22 protein-coding genes, 1 tRNA gene and 1 pseudogene are annotated in these 21,119 nt (G+C 41.3%); 17 read left to right on the top strand and 7 right to left on the bottom strand.

Translation table 11 applies throughout. The features are described 5' to 3' along the window. The first annotated feature begins 17 nt into the window (after positions 1-17). From GCU48_RS19680 to GCU48_RS19700, 5 genes are all read left to right on the top strand, one after another. Positions 18-1,157, top strand: a complete 1,140-nt coding sequence (locus GCU48_RS19680; RefSeq protein WP_152381185.1) for a 5-methyltetrahydropteroyltriglutamate--homocysteine S-methyltransferase — start codon at positions 18-20, stop codon at positions 1,155-1,157. Positions 1,158-1,510: 353 nt separating this feature from the next. Continuing rightward, positions 1,511-2,134 (top strand): GNAT family N-acetyltransferase, encoded by a 624-nt coding sequence (locus GCU48_RS19685; RefSeq protein WP_152381186.1) that lies wholly within the window; start codon positions 1,511-1,513, stop codon positions 2,132-2,134. 82 nt (positions 2,135-2,216) lie between these two features. Further along, positions 2,217-2,486, top strand: a complete 270-nt coding sequence (locus GCU48_RS19690; RefSeq protein ID WP_370881008.1) for a YciI family protein — start codon at positions 2,217-2,219, stop codon at positions 2,484-2,486. 198 nt (positions 2,487-2,684) lie between these two features. Beyond that, entirely contained in the window at positions 2,685-2,807 is a 123-nt protein-coding gene (locus GCU48_RS19695) for a nucleotidyltransferase family protein (RefSeq protein ID WP_244316321.1), read from the top strand. Positions 2,808-3,095: 288 nt separating this feature from the next. Then, entirely contained in the window at positions 3,096-3,266 is a 171-nt protein-coding gene (locus GCU48_RS19700) for an RNA polymerase sigma factor (RefSeq protein WP_244315779.1), read from the top strand. Between the two features lie 333 nt (positions 3,267-3,599). Here the strand turns inward: GCU48_RS19700 and GCU48_RS19705 are convergent, their stop codons facing one another. Further along, the gene (locus GCU48_RS19705; protein ID WP_152381187.1) at positions 3,600-4,457 is read right to left on the bottom strand and encodes an SDR family oxidoreductase; all 858 of its coding nucleotides are present in this window, start codon (positions 4,455-4,457) and stop codon (positions 3,600-3,602) included. Positions 4,458-4,815: 358 nt separating this feature from the next. Here GCU48_RS19705 and GCU48_RS19710 point away from each other — a divergent pair, with 358 nt between their 5' ends. Further along, positions 4,816-5,409 carry a TetR family transcriptional regulator gene (locus GCU48_RS19710; RefSeq protein WP_152381188.1) on the top strand — a complete coding sequence of 198 codons (594 nt, stop codon included), beginning with the start codon at positions 4,816-4,818 and terminating at the stop codon, positions 5,407-5,409. 361 nt (positions 5,410-5,770) lie between these two features. On the opposite strand, the gene GCU48_RS19715 is transcribed toward GCU48_RS19710, so the two are convergent. Further along, positions 5,771-6,709: a helix-turn-helix transcriptional regulator gene (locus GCU48_RS19715; RefSeq protein WP_152381189.1), complete on the bottom strand. Its 939-nt coding sequence runs from the start codon at positions 6,707-6,709 to the stop codon at positions 5,771-5,773. A gap of 129 nt (positions 6,710-6,838) precedes the next feature. On the opposite strand from GCU48_RS19715, the gene GCU48_RS19720 reads away from it, so the two are divergent. After that, positions 6,839-7,288: a VOC family protein gene (locus GCU48_RS19720; RefSeq protein ID WP_152381190.1), complete on the top strand. Its 450-nt coding sequence runs from the start codon at positions 6,839-6,841 to the stop codon at positions 7,286-7,288. Between the two features lie 124 nt (positions 7,289-7,412). Here GCU48_RS19720 and GCU48_RS19725 read toward each other — a convergent pair. Beyond that, positions 7,413-7,695, bottom strand: a pseudogene (locus tag GCU48_RS19725) (helix-turn-helix domain-containing protein). 507 nt (positions 7,696-8,202) lie between these two features. Here GCU48_RS19725 and GCU48_RS27390 point away from each other — a divergent pair. After that, a complete protein-coding gene (locus GCU48_RS27390; RefSeq protein WP_208811871.1) occupies positions 8,203-8,307 on the top strand; it encodes a YjcZ family sporulation protein in 105 nt (34 codons plus the stop codon). A 265-nt stretch (positions 8,308-8,572) separates the two neighbouring features. Here the strand turns inward: GCU48_RS27390 and GCU48_RS19735 are convergent, their stop codons facing one another. Then, complete coding sequence (locus GCU48_RS19735) at positions 8,573-9,703, bottom strand: phosphodiester glycosidase family protein (RefSeq protein WP_152381191.1); 1,131 nt, start codon at positions 9,701-9,703, stop codon at positions 8,573-8,575. 290 nt (positions 9,704-9,993) lie between these two features. On the opposite strand from GCU48_RS19735, the gene GCU48_RS19740 reads away from it, so the two are divergent. The 4 genes from GCU48_RS19740 (at position 9,994) to nspC (ending at position 15,457) form a co-directional block, all read left to right on the top strand. Continuing rightward, entirely contained in the window at positions 9,994-10,617 is a 624-nt protein-coding gene (locus tag GCU48_RS19740) for an SMI1/KNR4 family protein (RefSeq protein ID WP_152381192.1), read from the top strand. 181 nt (positions 10,618-10,798) lie between these two features. Continuing rightward, the gene (gene htpG, locus GCU48_RS19745) at positions 10,799-12,679 is read left to right on the top strand and encodes a molecular chaperone HtpG (protein ID WP_152381193.1); all 1,881 of its coding nucleotides are present in this window, start codon (positions 10,799-10,801) and stop codon (positions 12,677-12,679) included. Positions 12,680-13,109: 430 nt separating this feature from the next. Further along, entirely contained in the window at positions 13,110-14,309 is a 1,200-nt protein-coding gene (locus GCU48_RS19750; RefSeq protein ID WP_152381194.1) for a saccharopine dehydrogenase family protein, read from the top strand. 8 nt (positions 14,310-14,317) lie between these two features. Next, positions 14,318-15,457: a carboxynorspermidine decarboxylase gene (nspC, locus tag GCU48_RS19755; protein ID WP_016819677.1), complete on the top strand. Its 1,140-nt coding sequence runs from the start codon at positions 14,318-14,320 to the stop codon at positions 15,455-15,457. A gap of 86 nt (positions 15,458-15,543) precedes the next feature. Here the strand turns inward: nspC and GCU48_RS19760 are convergent, their stop codons facing one another. Then, positions 15,544-16,095 (bottom strand): hypothetical protein, encoded by a 552-nt coding sequence (locus GCU48_RS19760; RefSeq protein WP_244315781.1) that lies wholly within the window; start codon positions 16,093-16,095, stop codon positions 15,544-15,546. A gap of 244 nt (positions 16,096-16,339) precedes the next feature. Here GCU48_RS19760 and GCU48_RS19765 point away from each other — a divergent pair, with 244 nt between their 5' ends. Together GCU48_RS19765 and GCU48_RS19770 are read left to right on the top strand one after the other, a co-directional pair. Further along, the gene (locus GCU48_RS19765; protein ID WP_152381195.1) at positions 16,340-16,855 is read left to right on the top strand and encodes a hypothetical protein; all 516 of its coding nucleotides are present in this window, start codon (positions 16,340-16,342) and stop codon (positions 16,853-16,855) included. A 31-nt stretch (positions 16,856-16,886) separates the two neighbouring features. Then, entirely contained in the window at positions 16,887-17,393 is a 507-nt protein-coding gene (locus GCU48_RS19770) for a GNAT family N-acetyltransferase (RefSeq protein WP_152381196.1), read from the top strand. Between the two features lie 105 nt (positions 17,394-17,498). Here GCU48_RS19770 and GCU48_RS19775 read toward each other — a convergent pair whose 3' ends face one another. Then, positions 17,499-17,933, bottom strand: a complete 435-nt coding sequence (locus GCU48_RS19775; RefSeq protein WP_152381197.1) for an N-acetyltransferase — start codon at positions 17,931-17,933, stop codon at positions 17,499-17,501. Between the two features lie 383 nt (positions 17,934-18,316). On the opposite strand from GCU48_RS19775, the gene GCU48_RS19780 reads away from it, so the two are divergent. The 3 genes from GCU48_RS19780 (at position 18,317) to fabV (ending at position 20,681) form a co-directional block, all read left to right on the top strand. Continuing rightward, a tRNA-Leu gene (locus GCU48_RS19780) sits at positions 18,317-18,401 on the top strand. Positions 18,402-18,996: 595 nt separating this feature from the next. Continuing rightward, positions 18,997-19,323, top strand: coding sequence for an MATE family efflux transporter (locus tag GCU48_RS29330; RefSeq protein ID WP_425280876.1), 327 nt, complete (start codon positions 18,997-18,999; stop codon positions 19,321-19,323). 182 nt (positions 19,324-19,505) lie between these two features. Continuing rightward, a complete protein-coding gene (fabV, locus tag GCU48_RS19790; protein ID WP_152381199.1) occupies positions 19,506-20,681 on the top strand; it encodes an enoyl-ACP reductase FabV in 1,176 nt (391 codons plus the stop codon). A 76-nt stretch (positions 20,682-20,757) separates the two neighbouring features. Here the strand turns inward: fabV and GCU48_RS19795 are convergent, their stop codons facing one another. Continuing rightward, positions 20,758-20,958 carry a hypothetical protein gene (locus GCU48_RS19795; RefSeq protein ID WP_152381200.1) on the bottom strand — a complete coding sequence of 67 codons (201 nt, stop codon included), beginning with the start codon at positions 20,956-20,958 and terminating at the stop codon, positions 20,758-20,760. Positions 20,959-21,119 lie beyond the last annotated feature (161 nt).

A 21,119-nucleotide genomic window follows, 5' to 3' on the forward strand; every position in this document is an offset into this window, starting at 1 on the left:
AAAAGGAGATAACCCTAATGAACAGCATCCTTGACAATGCATCCCAACGTAAAGTGACCCCTTTTAGACATGATATCGTCGGTAGCTTTCTGCGCCCGCAAGCGATTAAAGATGCCAGAATTCAATTTCAAAATAACGAAATCTCTGCGGACGAATTGAGAAAGATTGAAGACAACGAAATTATTAAGCTGGTAGAAAAACAAAAATCAGTAGGGCTGAAAGCCGTGACAGATGGCGAATTCAGACGCTCGTGGTGGCATCTTGATTTTATGTGGGGCCTGGACGGCGTGGAAAAGGTACAGCTTGCGAACGGCTACCAATTTCAAGGCGTAGAAACAAGAGCGGAAACCGCACGCCTGTCCGGTAAAATCGGTCATTCCCGTCACCCTTTTATTGAAGATTTCAAATTCCTGAAGCAAGTAGCAGGTAAGGATGCTATTGCACGCCAAGCGATCCCTGCACCGGCACAATTTTTGGCCGAGCTGTTGCGTGGAGAGAATAAAGAAACCACCGATACCTATTACAGCAACCTGGATGAACTGGTTACCGATATTGCCAAGGCTTATAAATCCGTGATCCAAGCGTTATATAATGAAGGCTGCCGCAGCTTGCAACTGGATGATTGCACATGGGGCATGCTCTGCGATAAAAACTATTGGGAAGCCAGACAGCATGCGGATGAGAATATAGAAGAAACCAAAAAGCTGTTCGCTCGCGTGAATCAGGAAACTGTAAATGAACTTCCAGCCGATTTGGTCGTTACAACCCACGTATGCCGTGGTAACTACCATTCGACCTGGGCTTCCTCAGGCGGCTACGAGCCTGTTGCCGAAACCCTGTTCGGCATCGACAACATTGATGGCTACTATCTCGAATTCGATACTGACCGTGCAGGCGATTTTACACCACTCAAGCATCTGAAAGACCAGCAGCAGGTCGTATTGGGTCTCGTTTCCTCCAAAACGGGTGAGCTGGAAGACAAGCAGACGGTCATTAACCGCATTAAGGAAGCAACCCAATTCGTCGACATCAACCATATCTGCCTGAGTCCGCAATGCGGCTTTGCCTCCACGGAAGAGGGCAATATTTTGACGGAAGAGCAGCAGTGGAAAAAGCTTGCCTTCATTAAAGAGATTGCGGACGAGATTTGGAAGTAAGGGTTTAAAAGGAAACACGCCATTTGTGGGCGTGTTTTTTGTTTGGGAATCTATCTACAGCATTTATTTGCAATCTTTATTGCTAATATGTAGCTAGCGCTGTAATATCTTCTTCAGAAATACCAGATATACATTTTGCTCTAAATCATCCTTAATATATAAAATTGTGAAGAAGGGGCAATCCAAATGTTATTTAGCTTTTTTATAATCCGATGGACTGAAACTTCAGCAGGCAGCGTTAACCATAGAAAAAGAACTTGCTTGGGAACATGAAAGGATAATCCAGTTGGGTTATGGTGCCTTGGAATAATTAGAACGCCTTGGAAGATTTTTATGTACAGCTGGCATCCTATATGCTTAATGTCCAAAATGTCAGGAATGAATTTGAATGGCTGCAAGTATATCCTGCTTCATTATATTCAAAAATGGAAGCTATTTTGGGAAGCAATCTAATCAAAAAGAACCCGAATGAACCATATAAAAAATCATTGTTAGTGGAAGAAGATAACAAAGTTCTGGAATATCAGAGAATAAATTTTGGTTTTAATAAGGAAAAGTTTTTAGCGGTTAAAAAAAGACAAACGAATATGAACTACAAAATTGTAACAACATCAGAAGCTATTTTTAATCAATTGGATGGGAGCGTAGTGCCAAAGTACTTCTGGAATAATTACAATGATTTCATGAAAAACGGAATAGGCTTTACTATATTTTCGGAGAATGACCATCCTGCTTCTACTGCATTTGCAGCATTTATAATAGATGATCAGCTTGAAATAGGAATTGAAACCTGTGAAAGAAATCAAGGTTCAGGTTTCGGATCTATCGTATGTACAGAATTAATTGATTATTGCATGGCTAATGGCTATAAACCGGTTTGGTCATGTCATTCCGGAAATATAGGATCTAGGAAGCTTGCCCACAAACTAGAGTTTGAGGAAGCAACAAGAGTGCCCTATTACCGTTTGCCAAAATAGTGTTAAAATACGGTTTGAATTATGTATGAATTGATATTCATTTTGTTGATCAGAGATGCTAGATTTATATTACAAGGAAAATATGGAGGGGAAATCAGTGAGCTACTTTTTATTAATTACTACACGAACAAACAAGTTCGATTCTAATGATATCCAAGGGCATTATGACCATCTGGAAAAGCTAAAAAAAGAGGAGCTTCTCGAAATGTATGGTCCGTTTGGCGATGCAACGGGAGGAGCCTATTTAATTAAGGCAGCGTCAATTGATGAGGCGACAAAGATTGGGAATTTAGATCCGCTCATTCAAAATGGCTCTTCCACATTGACGATAAAGGAATGGCTATTGCGTTAAATGTCCATCGGGGAAGAGTAATAATGAGTTGGCTGATTATCAAAATTGTCTATGTATTCTTCTTGCATAGGCTTTTTTGAAATTGGAGGTAGGCTAAAAAAGGAATGTTATAGGTTTGCATGAAACTTATGAATAAGAATAGAACCAAGGGGGTTGGATTTCTGCTCCGGAAGATGGAAAATATACGCTCCATTTGGATTGAAGGACTTATTTACACTTACTCTAAGGCCAAATAAAAGGTTAATATCTGAAGATATCTATTATAAAAAAGTAGATAAATGGACAAATATATGGCCAGAATTGACTGTTATTAGATGGTAGTAAATTGAGACTTTATCGTTATATTGTTAACGGGACACAATAGCTGAACGAAAGGGCTGCTTAGCTTAACGCTGTAGGAGACATCGCTCTTTTAGCAGTAAATTGTTTTATGAATTAAGTGTCATACTCAAATCCAGTAGAACGTGCCTGCGATCCTTCTCTTTCGAGCAATCCTCGGGTTAAGTATTTATTGGTTTCGACTTCTAGTGCTGGACTCCAGAAAAAAAGTGAGTCATTTCCCACTTTGACTTGTCTATAATATATCCCGACAAGAAAGGAGTTCCAGAGGTGACCGAGCATGAACTATTCCATAATTATAACAAAAAAATCTACCGCACATGTCTGTATATGCTCAAGAATAGCCAAGACGCAGAGGATGTATGCCATGATGTCTTCGTTACCGTGTTCCGTCAGGACTGGAGCAGCGTGACGCATTTGCGAGCCTGGATCCGCGCATAACGATGAACCACTGCCTGAATGTAATTAAAAAGAACAAGACGAAGGTCGAGAAGCTGGATCAGCTGCGCATAGAACTTATAGCGAAGAAATAACATTTGAAGACCCCTTCTGTATTCATAATACATCTCCCGAAGTCTCACCTCACTGACCGCTATGCATAATATCCGCGAATTGGTTTTGAGAAAGCAGGGAAAGCATTTTTTAATACCGAGAGCAAAGTGAACATTGAACTAATGGGACACGTTAGTTGAATAAGAAAAAGTCGAGAACGGATCAGGGCATCCTTAGTGGACACCCCTCTTCCGATGTTCCTAAATAGTCAATGTTAAAGTGTTATTGAGAAATCGAGTCTTTTAAAAAATCCGTAAAATTCACTGGGGATCTGCCAATCAGGTTTTCCAAAGCGGGATTGGTTTGGGAGAAATCTCCCTGTCGACTTGCCTGAAACATACCCGTAAGCATGCCGACCATCGCTTCCGGCAGCCCTCGGGACATCAAGTGGTTCCGATATTCATCATCCGACACGACAATTCGCCGAATCGGTCGATCCAAGACCTTGGAAGCAATTGATGCGATCATATCCATGTCAATCGCTTCGGAAGCCGTAAGGTGAGGAGTTATACCGTCATATCTCTGCTCTGTCAGGATTACCGCTGTGGCTTCAGCCAGGTCGGAATGGATGGTCCAGGCAACAGGACCGTCTTCCGGAGCAATCAATTCCCCTGTTTTCAAGGCATCACCCATCCACATCATCGCTGATGCGGCATAAAAGCCGTTTCGCAGTGATGTGAAAGCCATTCCAGAAGATTTTAGCATCTCTTCTGTAGCAGCATGAACGTTCATAGGAGGAAAATGTGACGTTGCAGATGAAAACATTTGGCTAGTGTACAGCACTCGACTAACACCAGCTTTCTTTGCCGAGTCGATTGCGGTTTGATGCTGACGAACAGCAACTCCTCCCAAGGAGTGGGACGAGATAATAAGAACTTGAGACGCTTCCTCAAAGGCGTGAAGAAGACTTTCGGAATCATCGAAATTTCCTTGCCGAACACGAACTCCGCGTTCTTTTAGATCCTGTGACGTGTTCACATCACGGACACTTACACCAATATCCCCGGCAGGAACACGCTTGAGAAGTTCCTCTACGACCTTCCGACCTAATTTTCCATTCGCTCCTGTAACAACAATCATTTCTACACTCATCCTTTCGTTTGCAAATCAGATAAAGAGTTTCTTGTCACACAATTTTGTTTGTGCGATCATAATCGTATAAGTGTGTGTTCAAAAAAGTCGTTGAATCAGACACAAACAGATCAAGGCGTTTATTTTAAAATTGGCTGAATGTACATTTCTAGGTACGTGAGCAAGATTTTAGAATAAACAACGCAGAGGTATGCAGTGGATTTTCAGTGACTTTTTGAACAACCTCTTAAGTAAAAGATAAAAGGATTGAGTTGTGCGAACAACCTGCAAAAAGCAGTTTTTGTTGTATTCCCAACATTTTTGTCCTTTTGTCTGTTATTTGAGTTCAAGAGAAGGAGGGGGTAAAATGTCGGTAAATACCGAGGATCCGCGTGTTAAAAGAACCCGTCAATTGTTCGTGCAGGCTTTTAACGATTTGGTTGAGAAAAAGAGAAACGTCTATTCCATTTCTGTGCAAGATATCACGAATCAAGCAACCGTAAACCGAACAACATTTTATGCGCATTTTCAGGATAAATATGACTTTCTTGAATATTGGATGACGGAAAAGTTCCAAATGACTCTAAGGGATAGACTGCCGGAAGAACCAAGATGCACTGCAGACAATTTGCGAATCCTTATTCAAACCATATTCGATTTTCTTTTGCGGTTTCAACAATATAGTACGCCGGGAGACAAGCAGTTTGAAGCGATGTTTGAAAATGCCATGCATCAGGATCTTCAGCGACTCCTGCTTAAACGGATAAATGAAGTGGACACACAGGGCTTTTCGCAAGAAAAATTGGAAGCTATGGCACTCGTTATCAGTTGGGGCATATTCGGATCGGCTTTACAGTGGAGCCGGAATCCTCAAGATCGCTCAATGGAAACGATATTTGAAGAAGTCATTGAGGTTATATCGGTCAATTTGGCCCCTTTTTGGGAGCAAACAACCAGCTAAAGACACGCCTTTTTTCTCAATGCTTTGAAGCTACCATTTAAATGCGAAGATGGACTGGAATGATTCTTATTTCGAACTCCGTGATGAGCTATTGAGTTTAATATGATCCTTAGATAGTGACTCGTGGTTAAGGCTAACGGGAAACGATAGCTCAATAAAACCAAGAAGACAAATGATTAAACTCCCTCGAAATGATTCAGCAGTAAGCCATCCGCTTGCCTTTAAAACATAGAAAACAAGGACATGCAAATGTATTACTTGACTTATTTATAGGCACCATTGTTAAACGTAAGGATTCTGAAAGGAAACAGAAGGAAATTAATCTCGATATCATAATGAAAACTATAGCTCTCAAAGCACATTATAATTTTTGATAGTGATTTAAAAGATTCTCTACCCTATCTTGAATGATTTGCTTTAATGATTCAGGCTTCACTGATCTAACAAAATTACCGTATCTCATAAAATAGTTAGCTATAAACTCCTCTTCTCCTGGATTATAGAAGCCCTTAATGATTATTTTATGACCATGTTCTATTTTCATAGAAGGATAATGTTCTTTATAAAAAATATCCTTTGCTTGTTCTAAAATCTCCACTTCAAAGTCAATACTCTCCTCGGATTGATACAACTCTAATGAATGACTAAGGAGTTCATCTATAGAAAAGCGAGCATTGATCTCCTCTTCTTCTATCAAGGTGATTCGATCGCATCTGAAAACTCTATATTTATTCGTATGTAGCTCTATTCCAGCAGCATACCATTGACCAAACATAGCGGAAATTTTGAAAAATTGAATATGGTAACTTTTTTTCTGGCTGTTCTTTAAATATTGAATCTTGCAGTTACTTTCATTAAGAATGCTTTTTAGAATTTGATCTAAAAAACGACTAACATTATTATGCTGATACATTTCAAATTGTAGGACTTTTTTCATTTTGTGAATCTGCTTGATTTGTAGATTAGAAAGACAGTTCTCAAACTTTTCATTTAGTTGACTAACACTTAAATGAAAGGGTGTGGATTGATAGGATTCCAACGTCAACATTGCAAAGTACAGAGCATACACTTCATCCATAGTAAAAATAATGGGGGATAACAATCTGTTTTTTAAGATACCATATCGTCCATGCCTACCATGTTCCGAAAAAATAGGCATACCTAACTGCTCCAATGAACTAATGTCACGCAGTGCCGTACTTTTTGAAATATTGTATTGATCCATCAGGTCATTTAAATTAAAGAACTCTCGACTGTTTAAGTATCTGATCATGTGATTTAATCTTTCCGATTTTTTCATACCCGTCTCCTTATAAAGGTGTCATGTTTTGATACCTTTATATATGATAATGAGTTTAAGGGAATATATCAAATGTACAAATGTATAAGATATCTACCCAAAATCGTTATATAAAAGGAGATTGATACCATGAGTACAACACTGGAAGTGGCTATTTTCTTATCAATGAATGGAAAAGCCAAAGAAGCTATCCATTTTTACAAAAATCATTTCAACGCAGAAGAATTATTACTTGTTACCTATCAAGATATTGCAAAACGTGACAGCTCTATACAGCTTACTGATGAAAATAAGAATTACATTTCTCACTCTGTCTTATCCATCGGAAGAACAAAGGTGATGATAGCAGAGGATACGATGAACATCAGTGAAAAATATACAGTTGGGAACAACACTTCATTATGTATTCAAAGTGCCGATTTAGAAGAAATTGAACAGTTTTATAATAGCTTAATTACAGATAATCGAGTGAAAATTATTGTTCCTTTATCTAATAATATGTTTAGCAAAGCATATGGTATTATTGAAGACCCCTTCGGTATTCAAATACAACTAATGTTTGATGATCGATTACAATAGAAATATGGACTAGAACTCTGTACAATTCATGCATATTTTGAGTGTAGAAACACTAGAAAAACCCGCCTGTATTTTAAAAAAACAGGTGGGTTTATTTTGCACTTATAAATTTTTTGAAATCTTCTTAGTTGATAATTTCCCTTATCACATTCCTCGCCAAGCGCACTTTCTCTGGACTCGACTTTTTGAGCATCGCAATAATTTCTATAGAACTAAGTTTAGTCTAGTGCTTTTGCGATCTTAGCTACATTTATCAAAGAAACATTCTTTTCTCCACGTTCGATCTGTCCAATGTATGTAAAATGAAATCCACCTTTTTCCCCAAGAGCTTCTTGTGAGAGGCCTTTTTCTTTGCGTAAAACTCTTATTCTAGCCCCAACTAGCTTTAACACTTCTTTGTCCTGCATTCATCTACACCCCTTCATACTAAAAAGTGTAGACAAGATTTTCTTGAGTAAACATGAGATTAAGAATCGTATATTTAGTATTAAATATATCTATACTTACATAATTCCCTAACCGATTTTCACAGCCTAGCCCAATACCGCATGAAACTGGCCCGAATCCTGCAAAAACATAACCAGTCTCAATGCTGCATTATCCTATGTGACTGGGCGTTGACTTCAATGCTGAAAGCTCTATATATGAAAGAAAACAACACCCAGTTTCTATCATCCCAATTAGAAACTCCACTCCTACATAATATGAAGCATAAGGATGTGAGCAGGCTGCTACGTAGAACCGACGACATTCTCTGCCAGTTATCGCCACGAATCATTACTGATCCCTCCGAAACGTACCAGTCCATTTTCTGAGAAGTCTTACCATGTCAAATAAACTTTCCAATGTGCCCTGTCGTAAATCGTTTTTTTTTCATACCATAAGAGTATGCTTTAAGTAAGGAGGGATTAGACATGGGTGAAGTTGGCTACGGTGGCGGTGGAGCATGGACATCCACAGGCGCGATTCTGGTATTGTTCATTTTGCTGGTGATTATCACAAAATCTTTTTGGATCTAACAGTAGGTTAGTATCGCTTACTTCCACAACCTGGCCTTCTTTCACTACAGTGAGGGAAGGCTTTTTTGGTGCAGGATGGTAGCCCAATTATGTTGTCTGGTCTAACAAGCATTGCTATACTTTACATGAAGGGAGAATTTCCCTTAGCTATTTGGTATATAGGGATGGCGACACACGTGGAAAAATGGAAATTCGCTGTCCACAGCCTGTAGAAAAAAGGCGATCTCCACAGCTTATGCATCTGTAAAGACAGCCCATTTATCGTCTATTGATACCTTATAATAATGGCATTACTGATTTGACGGTCGGGTGTGGTGAGGTAAGAGCCGTTATGATACAGCCCGCTGGAAGCACCGCCGTCCAGATTCATGGCCTGATAAGCGCCCGCTTGCTTCATCATTTGGGCGAGCTGTGGAATGGTGGCTCCGCCTGTAGTCAGGAAGATCAGCTTATGATCCCGGGTAATTCCGAGGGCGCTTCTGGCTCCGCCGCCTGTTAATATTTTCGGGTCCTTGAAGCCTTCGGCTTTGACATTAAGGGACACCTGTCCATTCGTCACCAGACGAGGCCCGGCTTGAAGGGCACCTTCAACGTTGCCTTGGCTCAACCGCTGTTCAAAAGCAGAACCGGAAACCAGTTCGGCTAAATGATTAGCATCATAGGAGAAGACGGTTCGCTGGTCGCCAGAGCTTTTCTTTAACATTTTTCCGTGGCTGACCAGGTAGCCGTAAGGCGTTTTATAGGAGTCTTTGGTATAGGCGTCAAAGAATGTACCATTTATGGCTACAACTGCTTGATTACGTTTGGCGAGACTGCTTAAATCTTCTACTTTGCCGATAGTATTGCCTGCCAGCGCCACATCCAGACTAACCTTGGGATGGAGCATGGAGATGGTAACTATCTTCGCGGAAAAGGTGCGCGATCCGACCTTAAAGCTTTTGTGAGCTGTCGTGATCGGTGAGGTGCTGCCAGGGAGCTTGCCACTGAATACCGGCAGCGTGACGGACGTTGCGCCCTGTTTAATGCGTACGGCTGAAGCTTCCTTTTGCCATGAGACCTGCAGGTTTAAATGCTGGCTGATGAACTGCAAGGGGACATAGGTAGAACCATTATCGGTAAAAGGAGCATTTTGCATACGGATTGTCTGCTCATTCACCTTGGCATTAGTTTGTCCCGCAAATAATGTGAGCCGGGTATTGCCTTGCGCAATCTCTATCTTTTTGTTCGCTGCCGTCATGTTGAGCGTAATCCCTTCATAGCTGTTCAGGAGGCGAAGCGGGATAAAGGAATGGTTACTTTGATCCACATAGACCAGCATAGGGGCTGGTGCAGCAGCGTAGATCGGGGATACAAGTAATAGCAAGGACAGAATAACAAGTGCGGTGATTCTTTTCATGAATAGATCAATCTCCTTATGTAGTCTTGACACTTTACGAGGTGCTTGTACTTATATCGGGTTTTATGAGTTGCAAATGTATGTTATGCGAATTGTAAGTGTTCAGCTGATGTAGAAACTTATTATTTGGACGAGCAAGCGTTGGATCATCTGGCGTAACCAGGAGCCATTGCGCTGGTAAATACTAATATTCCGCAAATGATGATAATAGCAAATTCTGATAAGCTGAACTTAAAAACAAATAGTAGCACATCATATACTGTTAATAGAGAGGAAAGAGGTGCAAGGACATGGACAAGAAAGCGGATATTCGCACATCCATGAAGGAGTTATTTGCACAGATGGATGAAGCATTTTTTATGGAAGTGGTAGAAAATGTACCTTTCGAAATGCGTGACGGGGTCGTTGATAAGGAAGGGTGGATCAAGTGGAAGCCTCTTCCTTCAAAGATTACAGAAAAAGAGGTTCGAGAGCTGGAACAAACCTATCATTTTGAGCTGCCTCCTCTGCTGAGAAGCTTCATCATGTCCTACCATTATGTATCTTTACAATTCGATAATGAAGCCATACCGGGGGTATACTGGAGCGACTGCACTTTTGTAGAATTTCCACGCCTGCCTGTGGGCCAAGGGCTAAAGGCATTTTATGATTTGATCAATCAATGGTCACCTCTGCTGTCAGCAGGCTACATTCCATTTGCGATTGCAGAGGATGATCAGGGTCCTGTTTGCTTGAATGCAGGCAGTAGACATAAGGACGGCGATTATCCTATTGTTTGGTTCTTTCACGAGGACTTGCAGCATTTGGACGAGGACGAGCTACGGATCAGAAGAAACCTGCTCCCCCATGTGCAAGGATTGTTCCCGTCTTCTGTCGAAATGTTTAACATTATGTTTAAGCAGATCAGACACTAACCATTCCCTGCAATGGAATTTTACTGTATACTTAACTATGATATTGACATAAAAAATGAGGGATGTTATAAAAAAAGGTAGGCTGGCACTCAAATGGTGGGAGTGCTAACAAATTTGAATCGTTTGCATAGCTCATACCAGCTGGCCCTACATAGGTTCATATCTGAAAGGAGATATCAGAATGGAGAAAAAACAGTTTCAGGCTGAGTCCAAGCGTCTGCTCGAAATGATGATTAACTCGATTTACACGCAAAAGGAAATTTTCCTAAGAGAGCTGATCTCCAATGCAAGTGATGCGATTGACAAAATTTATTACAAAGCACTGACAGATGATCAACTGGTGTTTGACAAGGAAAATTACTATATCAAAGTCACTGCCGATAAGGAAAATAGAACGCTAACTCTACGTGATACCGGGATTGGTATGACTCAGGAGGAGCTGGAAAATAACCTGGGCGTCATTGCTAAAAGCGGCTCACTGGCATTCAAAAATGAAAATGAATCCAAGGACGGGCATGCTATCATTGGTCAATTCGGTGTCGGCTTCTATTCGGCTTTCATGGTCGCGGATGTTGTTACAGTGACCACAAAGGCCCTGGGTAGCGATACTGCTTACAAGTGGGAATCCACAGGTGCTGACGGATACACTATAGAGCAGGCTGAGAAGGACGAGGTTGGAACCGAGATTGTTTTGAAGATCAAAGCAAACACCGAGGATGAGTCCTATGATGAATATTTGGACGAGTATCGTTTAAAGGCCTTGATTAAGAAATACTCCGACTTTATCCGCTATCCGATCAAAATGGATGTTACAGGCAAACGTCTGAAAGAAGGCAGTGATAACGAGTTCGAGGATTACGAAGAAGAACAGCGTATTAACAGTATGGTTCCCATCTGGAGAAAGAACAAAAGCGAGCTGACCGACGAGGATTATCAAAATTTCTACGCGGAAAAACGCTATGGCTACGACAAGCCGCTCCAGCATATCCATGTTAGTGCGGACGGCGCGGTGGTGTACCAGGCTATTCTGTTTATTCCCGAAAATATCCCGTTTGACTTTTATTCCAAGGAATATGAAAAAGGACTGGAGCTGTACGCCAACGGCGTGCTGATTATGGAAAAATGTCCTGACCTGCTGCCGGATTATTTTAGCTTTGTTAAAGGTATGGTGGATTCCGAAAGCTTGTCGCTCAACATTTCCAGAGAAATGCTGCAGCATGACCGTCAGCTGAAGCTAATTGCCAAAAATATCGAAAGCAAAATTAAAGGCCAGCTGCTGACCCTGCTCAAAAATGACCGCGAAAAATATGATCAATTCTATAAATCATTTGGCAGACAATTGAAATTTGGTGTCTACAATGACTATGGCCGCCATAAGGAGACACTTCAGGACCTGCTAATGTTCTACTCTTCTACAGAGAAAAAGCAGGTTACACTGGACGAGTATGTATCTCGCATGCCTGAGGATCAGAAGTATATTTATTATGCTTCCGGGGAGTCCAACCAGCGTATTGAAAAGCTGCCACAGACCGAAATGGTAGCCGACAAAGGCTACGAAATCTTGTACTTTACCGACGACATTGATGAGTTCGCTATTAAAATGCTCTTGAGCTACAAAGAGAAGGAATTCAAATCCGTATCAAGTGGCGATTTGGGCATTGAGACTGACGAGAACGAGCAAGAAACAGAAACGGAGCAAAACGACAATAAGGAGCTGTTCGAGTACATGAAGAGCTTGCTGGAGGGCAAGGTATCCAGTGTCAAAGCCTCCAAGCGCTTGAAGACGCATCCGGTATGTCTGTCCGCAGACGGCGAAGTGACGATTGAGATGGAGAAGATCTTGAACGCCATGCCGAATAACGCCGATGTCAAAGCAAATAAAGTGCTGGAAATCAACGTAAACCATGCGGTGTTTAACTCTTTGAAAGAGGCTTTTGCCGAGGACAAGGAGAAGGTCAATCTCTATACGGCATTGCTGTATAATCAAGCCCTGTTAATCGAGGGCTTGCCGCTTCAAGATCCGGTAGAATTCACGAACGATATTTGCAAAATCATGGTTTAACAAATTTTTGTTCTGCACCAAGCCGTTCCCGTATCGGGGGCGGCTTTATTTATGATGGTAACACTTGGTTACACTATTCTGCCAATCATTTTGCCTCCTCATGCCTTCTTTATAAAATGGGGAGAGGGTGGTCTTTTATCTAGAAATAAGTTAATATTAACTTTTTAAGGCTTGGAGCTTTATAGCCAAAAAACTTCCGATAAATGTGCGCTGACTTCCCTTGAAGTGCATGGGAAAATGTTCTCTGTTTCCTTACTTACGGAATTTTTATTCCTGATTCTGGGGTTTGTAAAATTTTTGTGACATACTGGTGTGAAATTTAACACAGCAAATTGTCGTTTTTCTTGATTATTTGGTGGGATGTCTTTATAATCATTTTGTTTGCAAGAATGATTAGCGATTAGCGTATGGAATAAGGAGGTTATTTATTTTGGGAAAAGCATTGATTATTGGCGCCGGTGGCGTGGCCAGCGTTGTGGTGCATAAATGTTGCCAAAACCCAGATGTATTTGAAGAAATTTGTATCGCAAGCAGAACTGTTGAGAAATGCGATGCGCTTAAAGAGAAGCTGGGTGGAGGTCGTACTAAGATACAAACGGCTCAGCTGGATGCTGACAACACCGACATGGTCATTGACTTGATTCGAAGCTTTCAACCGGATGTAGTTATCAATGTGGCTCTCCCTTATCAGGATTTGACGATAATGGATGCTTGCCTTGAGACAGGTGTTCATTACGTTGATACGGCGAACTATGAACCGCCGGATACGCCGAAGTTTGAATACAGCTGGCAATGGGCCTACAAAGAAAGATTCGAAAAAGCGGGAATCACAGCTCTGCTGGGAAGCGGTTTTGATCCAGGCGTGACTGGAGTATTTACGGCTTATGCTCAAAAGCACTATTTTGATGAAATTCATACGATTGATATTGTGGATGCGAATGCAGGGGATCACGGATATCCTTTTGCAACTAATTTTAATCCGGAAATCAATATTCGCGAAATTACAGCGAAGGGCCGTTACTTTGAAAATGGAAAGTGGATTGAAACTGAGCCGCTGTCTGAGAAAAAGGTATACGATCTTCCTGAAATTGGACCGAAAAACATATATCTTTTGTACCATGAGGAACTGGAATCTCTTGCAGTGAACATTAAAGGCGTGAAAAAAATCCGCTTCTGGATGACGTTCTCGGACAATTATCTGAATCATTTGAATGTACTGCAAAACGTAGGCATGACTTCGATCGAGCCTATTGATTATGAAGGACAACAAATCATTCCACTGCAATTCTTGAAAGCTATTTTGCCGGACCCGGCTTCTCTGGGACCAAGAACAAAAGGCAAAACAAACATTGGCTGCATCATCCAAGGCGTGAAAGATGGAAAGCCAAAAACCTATTATGTTTACAACGTTTGTGATCATGAGGAATGTTATGCAGAGGTTGGCTCCCAAGCCATTTCTTACACAACAGGTGTCCCAGCTATGATCGGTGCAATGCTTATCATCAAAGGCATCTGGAAAAAACCAGGCGTTTACAACGTTGAAGAATTTGATCCAGATCCATTCATGGAAGCACTAAATAAACACGGATTGCCATGGCAAGAGAGCTTTACGCCAACGTTGCTTGATTGAGGTCTGCGATGAATATTGATATTACCGGACTCCCATCACCTTGTTATCTTGTTGACGAAAGACTCCTTGTCAAAAACCTTGAGGTTTTAAATTCTGTTCAAGAGCGCACAGGCTGTAGTATTCTGCTCGCTCTTAAGGGATTTTCCATGTTTTCGACCTTTCCTCTGGTTGGGAAATACTTAAAAGGCGTAACCTCCAGTTCGTTGTTCGAGGCAAGACTCGGTCGCGAAAAAATGGATAAGGAGGTTCATGTATATGCACCTGCTTATGTTGACAGTGAATTTGACGAGCTGCTGGAGTATGTTGACCATATCGTTTTTAACTCCTTTGATCAATTGAAACGCTTCAAAAGCAGAGTTCAGGGCGTAACTTCCAAAAAAATCGACATCGGAATTCGGGTTAATCCGGAATATTCGGAAATTGAAACTCCGTTGTATGATCCTTGCTACAACAACTCCAGAATGGGTGTGACTCTGGCTAACTTTAGACCTGAGGACCTGGATGGCGTGGACGGTATTCATTTTCATACGATGTGTGAACAGAATTCAGATACGCTGGAGCGCACCATTAAAGTTGTAGACGAGAAATTTGGGCCATACATTAAGCAAATGAAATGGCTCAATTTCGGCGGCGGTCACCATATTACCAGAGAAGACTATGATCTGGACACGCTGGTACGCTGTATTCAATATTTTCAGGATAAATACGGTGTGCAGGTTTACCTAGAGCCGGGTGAAGCTATTGCTCTGAATACCGGATATCTGGTTGCTACGGTCCTGGATACGATGAAGAATGGAATGGATATTGCCATTCTGGATACGTCGGCTGAATGTCATATGCCTGATGTACTGGCTATGCCATACCGCCCGAATATCATTGGTGCAGGTAAGCCTGGTGAGTATGCACATACTTACAGACTCGGTGGACTTACTTGCCTGGCCGGAGACGTGATTGGAGACTATTCCTTCAAAGAGCCATTGAAGCCTGGAGACAAACTTGTATTCTGCGATATGGCCCATTACACGATGGTCAAAAACCACATGTTCAACGGAGTCAACCTGCCAGCTATCGCCAGCTACAACGACGAAGAAGGCATCAAGGTAATCCGCCAATTTTCCTACGAGGATTTTAGCTCGCGTTTGTCGTAAGGCAAGTGGAGTTCAAAAATGTAAAAAAACGTGGTTCCTGTGAAAAGGATCACGTTTTTTGTTATGCTCCAAATTGGCTGTTTGATCTATTTAATCGTAGAAGTAATTTTATAGTCGAACAATTGTCCTTGCTCAGCACCGGGTGTCTCTACTACCAAGTAGTACCATTTTCCAGCCTCAAGATTTTTACCTAAAGAGTATTGACGATCTTCTGCGTATCTAATGAAGCTTCCGTTGCTGTCAGCCAAACCAAGTCTCAGCCATGTATTAGGATATATGTCCCCTTGAATATTAAATTGATACCAACCAGACTGAAAAGCTTTAAACTTATAATAATCGCTAGTGTCATAATAGCCTGCATAGCCTCCATCAAGGTGTTTTCCTATTTCCCCATAGATGTCAACTCCTGCCAGTATTTCACTGGCTTCATCAAACCAGTTATTAGGCTCTCTGTCAGTCCCATTTCCAGAAAGCTGGATAGGCTCCTTTTGTAGTGTGGGAGCTGCTTCTGAGCGGATGCAACGGCGGTGGATGTGCTTAATAGAAGTGCAAGGCCTAGTGTGGAAAAAATCGCTTTTTTCATATTTATAACTCTTCCCTTCTTTTATATTGGGATTTATATGAATACGTATAACCAATTTAATCCAGTATTATATAGTTTATTCCAATATATTGGAATAAAAAGGGATAATAATCAAAAATATTTTTTTTGTTACAATTGTGTGTTTTTACAAATTTCATCACTAAACTTCGACATAGAAATTGACCAACTTACTGTATACTATTTAAACTTTCAACTTAATATGTTTTCGTGAAAAGAGGCATCCTATTTTGGGAGTAACAGGTGCTATGTTATACTCAATAATTGGAGGTGAAATATATATGTTTGATCCAACCGTTTTTGATAATTTAAAAGTGGCTATGGAAAATGCAGTTTACGATCTGGATAATCTCGATTCACGTATTGACATCACGCAGCGGATCGACAGATTGGAAATGTCCGTGATGTCGCGTGAATTTGCTGTACAGTTCAGACTAAGAGAACACCCGGATGTGACGGCAGAAATTCACTTAAAGGCGGATTTAAGCAATCTGGCAGCAGAGATTTTAGAGATCGAAGATCAAATCCCGGGATGTAGCTTATTGCTTCGTTTTAATATGGAGATTCATGAGCTTGAGACGCAATGCAGCCGGGTAGAGAATGTACTGACCGGAATTTGGAAGCCTGATCTTCGGCCTGTACAGACACTCAGTCAGATTTATGGAGAGAAGACATCTACATACCAAAACAGGATTGAACTCCGGTTTTCCAGGCAAATAAACGAAGAACAGATGGAGGATATTCCAGAACTGTTGGAGCATATTTTGCTGACGCTTATAGAATTGAACAAGGTATAAAGTTTAGGGAAAGGAGCCTGGAGATAATAAAATGAATGAACATGATTTCTCTGAAATATATGCGATCATGGAGGCCTCTTTTCCAGAATCAGAATGCAGGTCATTTGAGTCACAAAAGGCTTTATTGAAGCTTCCTAGCTATCGCATAATTTCGGAAAAGAACGAGCAAGGCAATACGATTGCTTTTTTGGCGGGCTGGGAATTTACACATTTTCGGTTTGTAGAGCATATTGCGGTAGATTCGGGTATACGTGGTAGCGGGTTAGGTAAAAAACTCATGGTTAGCTTTATCTCAGAGTCTGATAAACCGGTGGTGCTGGAGGTTGAGCCGCCAGTGGATGAATGGACTCGGAGAAGAATCGGTTTTTACGAACGCTTGGGGTTTCATCTGAACCATTTTGAGTATGTGCAGCCTCCTTTAAGAGAAGGGCAGGCCGATCTGCGGCTTCAAATTATGAGTTATCCAGATGCATTGCCTGAACAGACGTTTGCTCCGTTTAAACAGATTTTATATACCGAGGTTTATGGGCTAAAATAAGTAAGACAATATAATCAGTTATTTAAAACGTAAAAGACTCTGCTTATACCGTATTCCTACGGGAGCAGAGCCTTTTACTTATTGGAATGGAGAGACTTAATTATGTTAGTGTTTTGTCCAAACCATAACAAACTCTTTCTCACCCGTCTCAGAATCATGAGCTTCCTCTTGAATGACAAATCCATTTTTAGTATAAAAGTTAAGTGCTTTCGTGTTCGACTGGTATACCTTTAATTGAATTTCGTCATGTTTCTTCTTGACCCAGTCCAGCAGCAACTTGCCATAACCATTTCTTTGAGAACCTACACGTATAAAAAGAGCCGCCAAATACCCATCGAGCATAGAAACGAAGCCGCCAATGGTATGATCATCCTGTAGTATAACGTAATTTTGAGCGAGAGGAAGGTATCTGTTTTCCATCTCGGAAACTTGTGAAGTCCAATATTGTGGAGCAATAAAATGATGGGCTTCTATGGAAGCATCCAGCCAAATGGCTGCCAGTTGCTTGAACTCTTCCACATTCGCTGGTCTAATAGACATGGTATCGCCTCTTTTCACAGTATGTACCTTAGTCATAATTAAGTATGATACTGAAAAATAAAAAAGGCCGTCCGTGGACGGCCTTTCTACCCGTGGCGCCTGGTTAAAGCCTTGATCCGTATCCCGCGCCTCCGTCAACTCTGAGAATTAGAGATTAACGGACCGGGTAAGGGATACGCTCAACATGTGATTACTAATGTTGACGCACCTCCTTTCCTGATGCGTTCATCTTACCATATATGGTGTGTGATATCCAGTTATTTTCGGATGATTTCAGAAAAAATAGATAGAAGATATAATATAAAAATGACTTGATTTTATGCTCCGTGGAAGATATAATCTTAATTACGGTGATTGAAATATCCCCGATGAATACATAATATGCGGTCGTGGCGGAATTGGCAGACGCGCACGGTTCAGGTCCGTGTGGGCTAACCCCCCGTGGAGGTTCGAGTCCTCTCGACCGCATCAATTGACTAAAAAAGGTTTATAAGATTGCTCTTGTAGCAATTTTATAAACCTTTTTTTATATTCCAAGCTACTGCTCGTGACCTTAGCGGGAGAGATTTTGAAGCTTTAATCAGGAGAACGAGGAAAGCGAATTTATATAAAGTTGGAATATTGACAGTTAGAATTCTAACTATATAACAAAGGAGTCGGGCATATGACAAAGCCAGTTTTAATTACACCATAGGGGCTTACTCCAGAAGAGGCTGAAACCTTAAAGAAGTTATTAATAAAAATAAAATCGAACATGTAATAAGGGCTTCTGCATATCCAATGGATGGTTTCTAATTCTATATCGAAAGAAGAGAGACTCATAATGGAAAATGAAAAAACAAGCCAAACCAATATTATTTGGAATTCGCGCCTATAAAACAGGCAATTTCCCATTTGTCCATTCCTATGATGATCGGGACGTCCGTCGGTACGATTTACAATGTAATTAATGTAGTGGCTGGGTTCGGTGTAACTTTGAGAATTGTCCAGGTTCAAAACTGGTTTGAAATATGCTTCGCTTTATATAGGAGGTATTACGACCATATTTGTCGGTCTGGTTTATTTGTTCAGAGAGCCAGTTATGCACCTATTCTCTAGTGATTCATCTGTTTCAAGTATCGGGATATACTTTGTAGCAGCGATGCTGATCTCGGCCTTGTTTAATGGATTTACAGGTCTGTTTACAAGTGTTTTTCAAGCAATCGGTCAGGGAATGCCGACTATGGTTATGTCCGTAACACAAGGAGTATTGTATATTCCAGTGATTGTTATATTACACTGTCTTTTCAGGCTGCACGGTGTAGTATGGTCGATGACGGTTACTGAAGTTATTACATGTCTCATGGGAATACTATTATTCATCCTACTTCATGAAAAAATGAAAGGATAAATACTAGTATAAAGGATTTGCAGAAACTAATTGAATGAAAATATATTAAATTAGTTATGGCTGGATAATGTATTTTCGTAACTGTAATCCAGGTTGAGCCGCAGGCTATTTTACTATATAGTTATGACTGAACAACCATACTATCTATATTAAATGAATGCCTAAGTAGGGGGACCCTTGCAATGATTATTAAACCGAAAATCCGTGGTTTTATATGTACGACTGCTCATCCTGAAGGGTGTGCGGCTCATGTCAATCGTCAAATCGATTACATCAAAGACAACACAGCAATACAAGGAGCTAAAAAGGTACTCGTGATCGGAGCATCCACAGGCTATGGGCTGGCTTCCCGCATTGCCGCAAGCTTTGGTATGGGGGCGGATACCATAGGTGTATCCTATGAGCGTCCCGCTTCAGAGGGACGCACGGCTTCAGCAGGCTGGTATAACACTGTAGCCTTTGAAAGAGCGGCCAGAGCAGCTGGCTACATAGCGGAAAGTATTAATGGAGATGCTTTTTCCCACGAAATTAAGCAGGAGACATTGAAGCTGGTAAAGGAAAAGCTGGGCAAGGTAGACCTGATTGTGTACAGTGTCGCCTCACCGCGGCGCACACATCCAGATACGGGTGAAACCTTCAATTCCGTTCTCAAGCCCATCGGGCAGCCTTTTACGAATAAAACGGTGAATACGAATACAGGTGTCGTGTCAGAAATTACGCTGGAACCGGCTACGCAGGAGGAAATTGATAACACCATCACGGTTATGGGTGGCGAAGATTGGTCCTTATGGCTAAAAGCACTGGAAGAAGCTGACCTGCTGGCTGATGGGGTAACCACACTGGCTTACTCGTACATTGGTCCGGAGATCACGGAGGCCATTTACCGTAAAGGAACCATTGGGCAAGCCAAAAACGATTTGGAGGCCACAGCGCATACGTTAACGAAGCAATTGGAGCGTTATCAGGGTAAAGCCTATGTTTCTGTGAATAAAGCCTTAGTTACACAATCCAGTTCGGCTATTCCTGTTGTACCTCTGTATATTTCCTTACTATTTAAGGTCATGAAAGAAAAGGGATTACATGAGGGATGCATTGAGCAGGCGCAACGTCTGTTCGAGAAGCTGTATAGCGGGTCAACTGTGGAAACGGACGAAGAAGGGCGCATTCGTCTGGATAACTGGGAAATGAGAGAAGATGTGCAGCAAGCAGTCAAAGCTGCCTGGTCCGAGATCACTACAGAAAACGTGTCTGAACGGGGGGATCTTGAACAATACCGTCTGGATTTCCTTCAATTATTTGGATTTGGGTTTGAAGAAATTAATTATGAGCTGGATGTCGATCCAGAGGTTCACGTTTAATTAGCAAATAGATATGATTCAAATAAAAACGGGTACTCTCAAGCGCTGCAAATGGCTTGTGAGTACCCGTTTTTTATCAGGAATTGGATGTAGACAGCGACTTACGGTGAAGCAAACGAAAAACGGCAATGGTAATGATGATTCCAGCAATGCCAAAGACGGTGACAGAAGTCAAAGCTCGATAGGCTTGCCAACCGAACAAAAAAGCAATACCGCTGCCAAGTGTAGTACCTGCCAGTAATCCAAGTGAGCAGGCAATGTCCGTTCTATATTTCATAATCATATTCCTTTCTAATATATGAATTAAACAGCAACTTGTACTTTTCTCTGGACTTGGACATGGACTTGTGCGTACAATTGAGTGGTAATCGTTTTCAAACTGAATTTTTTATCATTATGGGTCATTCTTATGCAAATTATTCCTTTTCAGGAGGCGGA

The sequence above is a fragment of the Paenibacillus brasilensis genome (assembly GCF_009363115.1).
Classification (GTDB): domain Bacteria; phylum Bacillota; class Bacilli; order Paenibacillales; family Paenibacillaceae; genus Paenibacillus; species Paenibacillus brasilensis.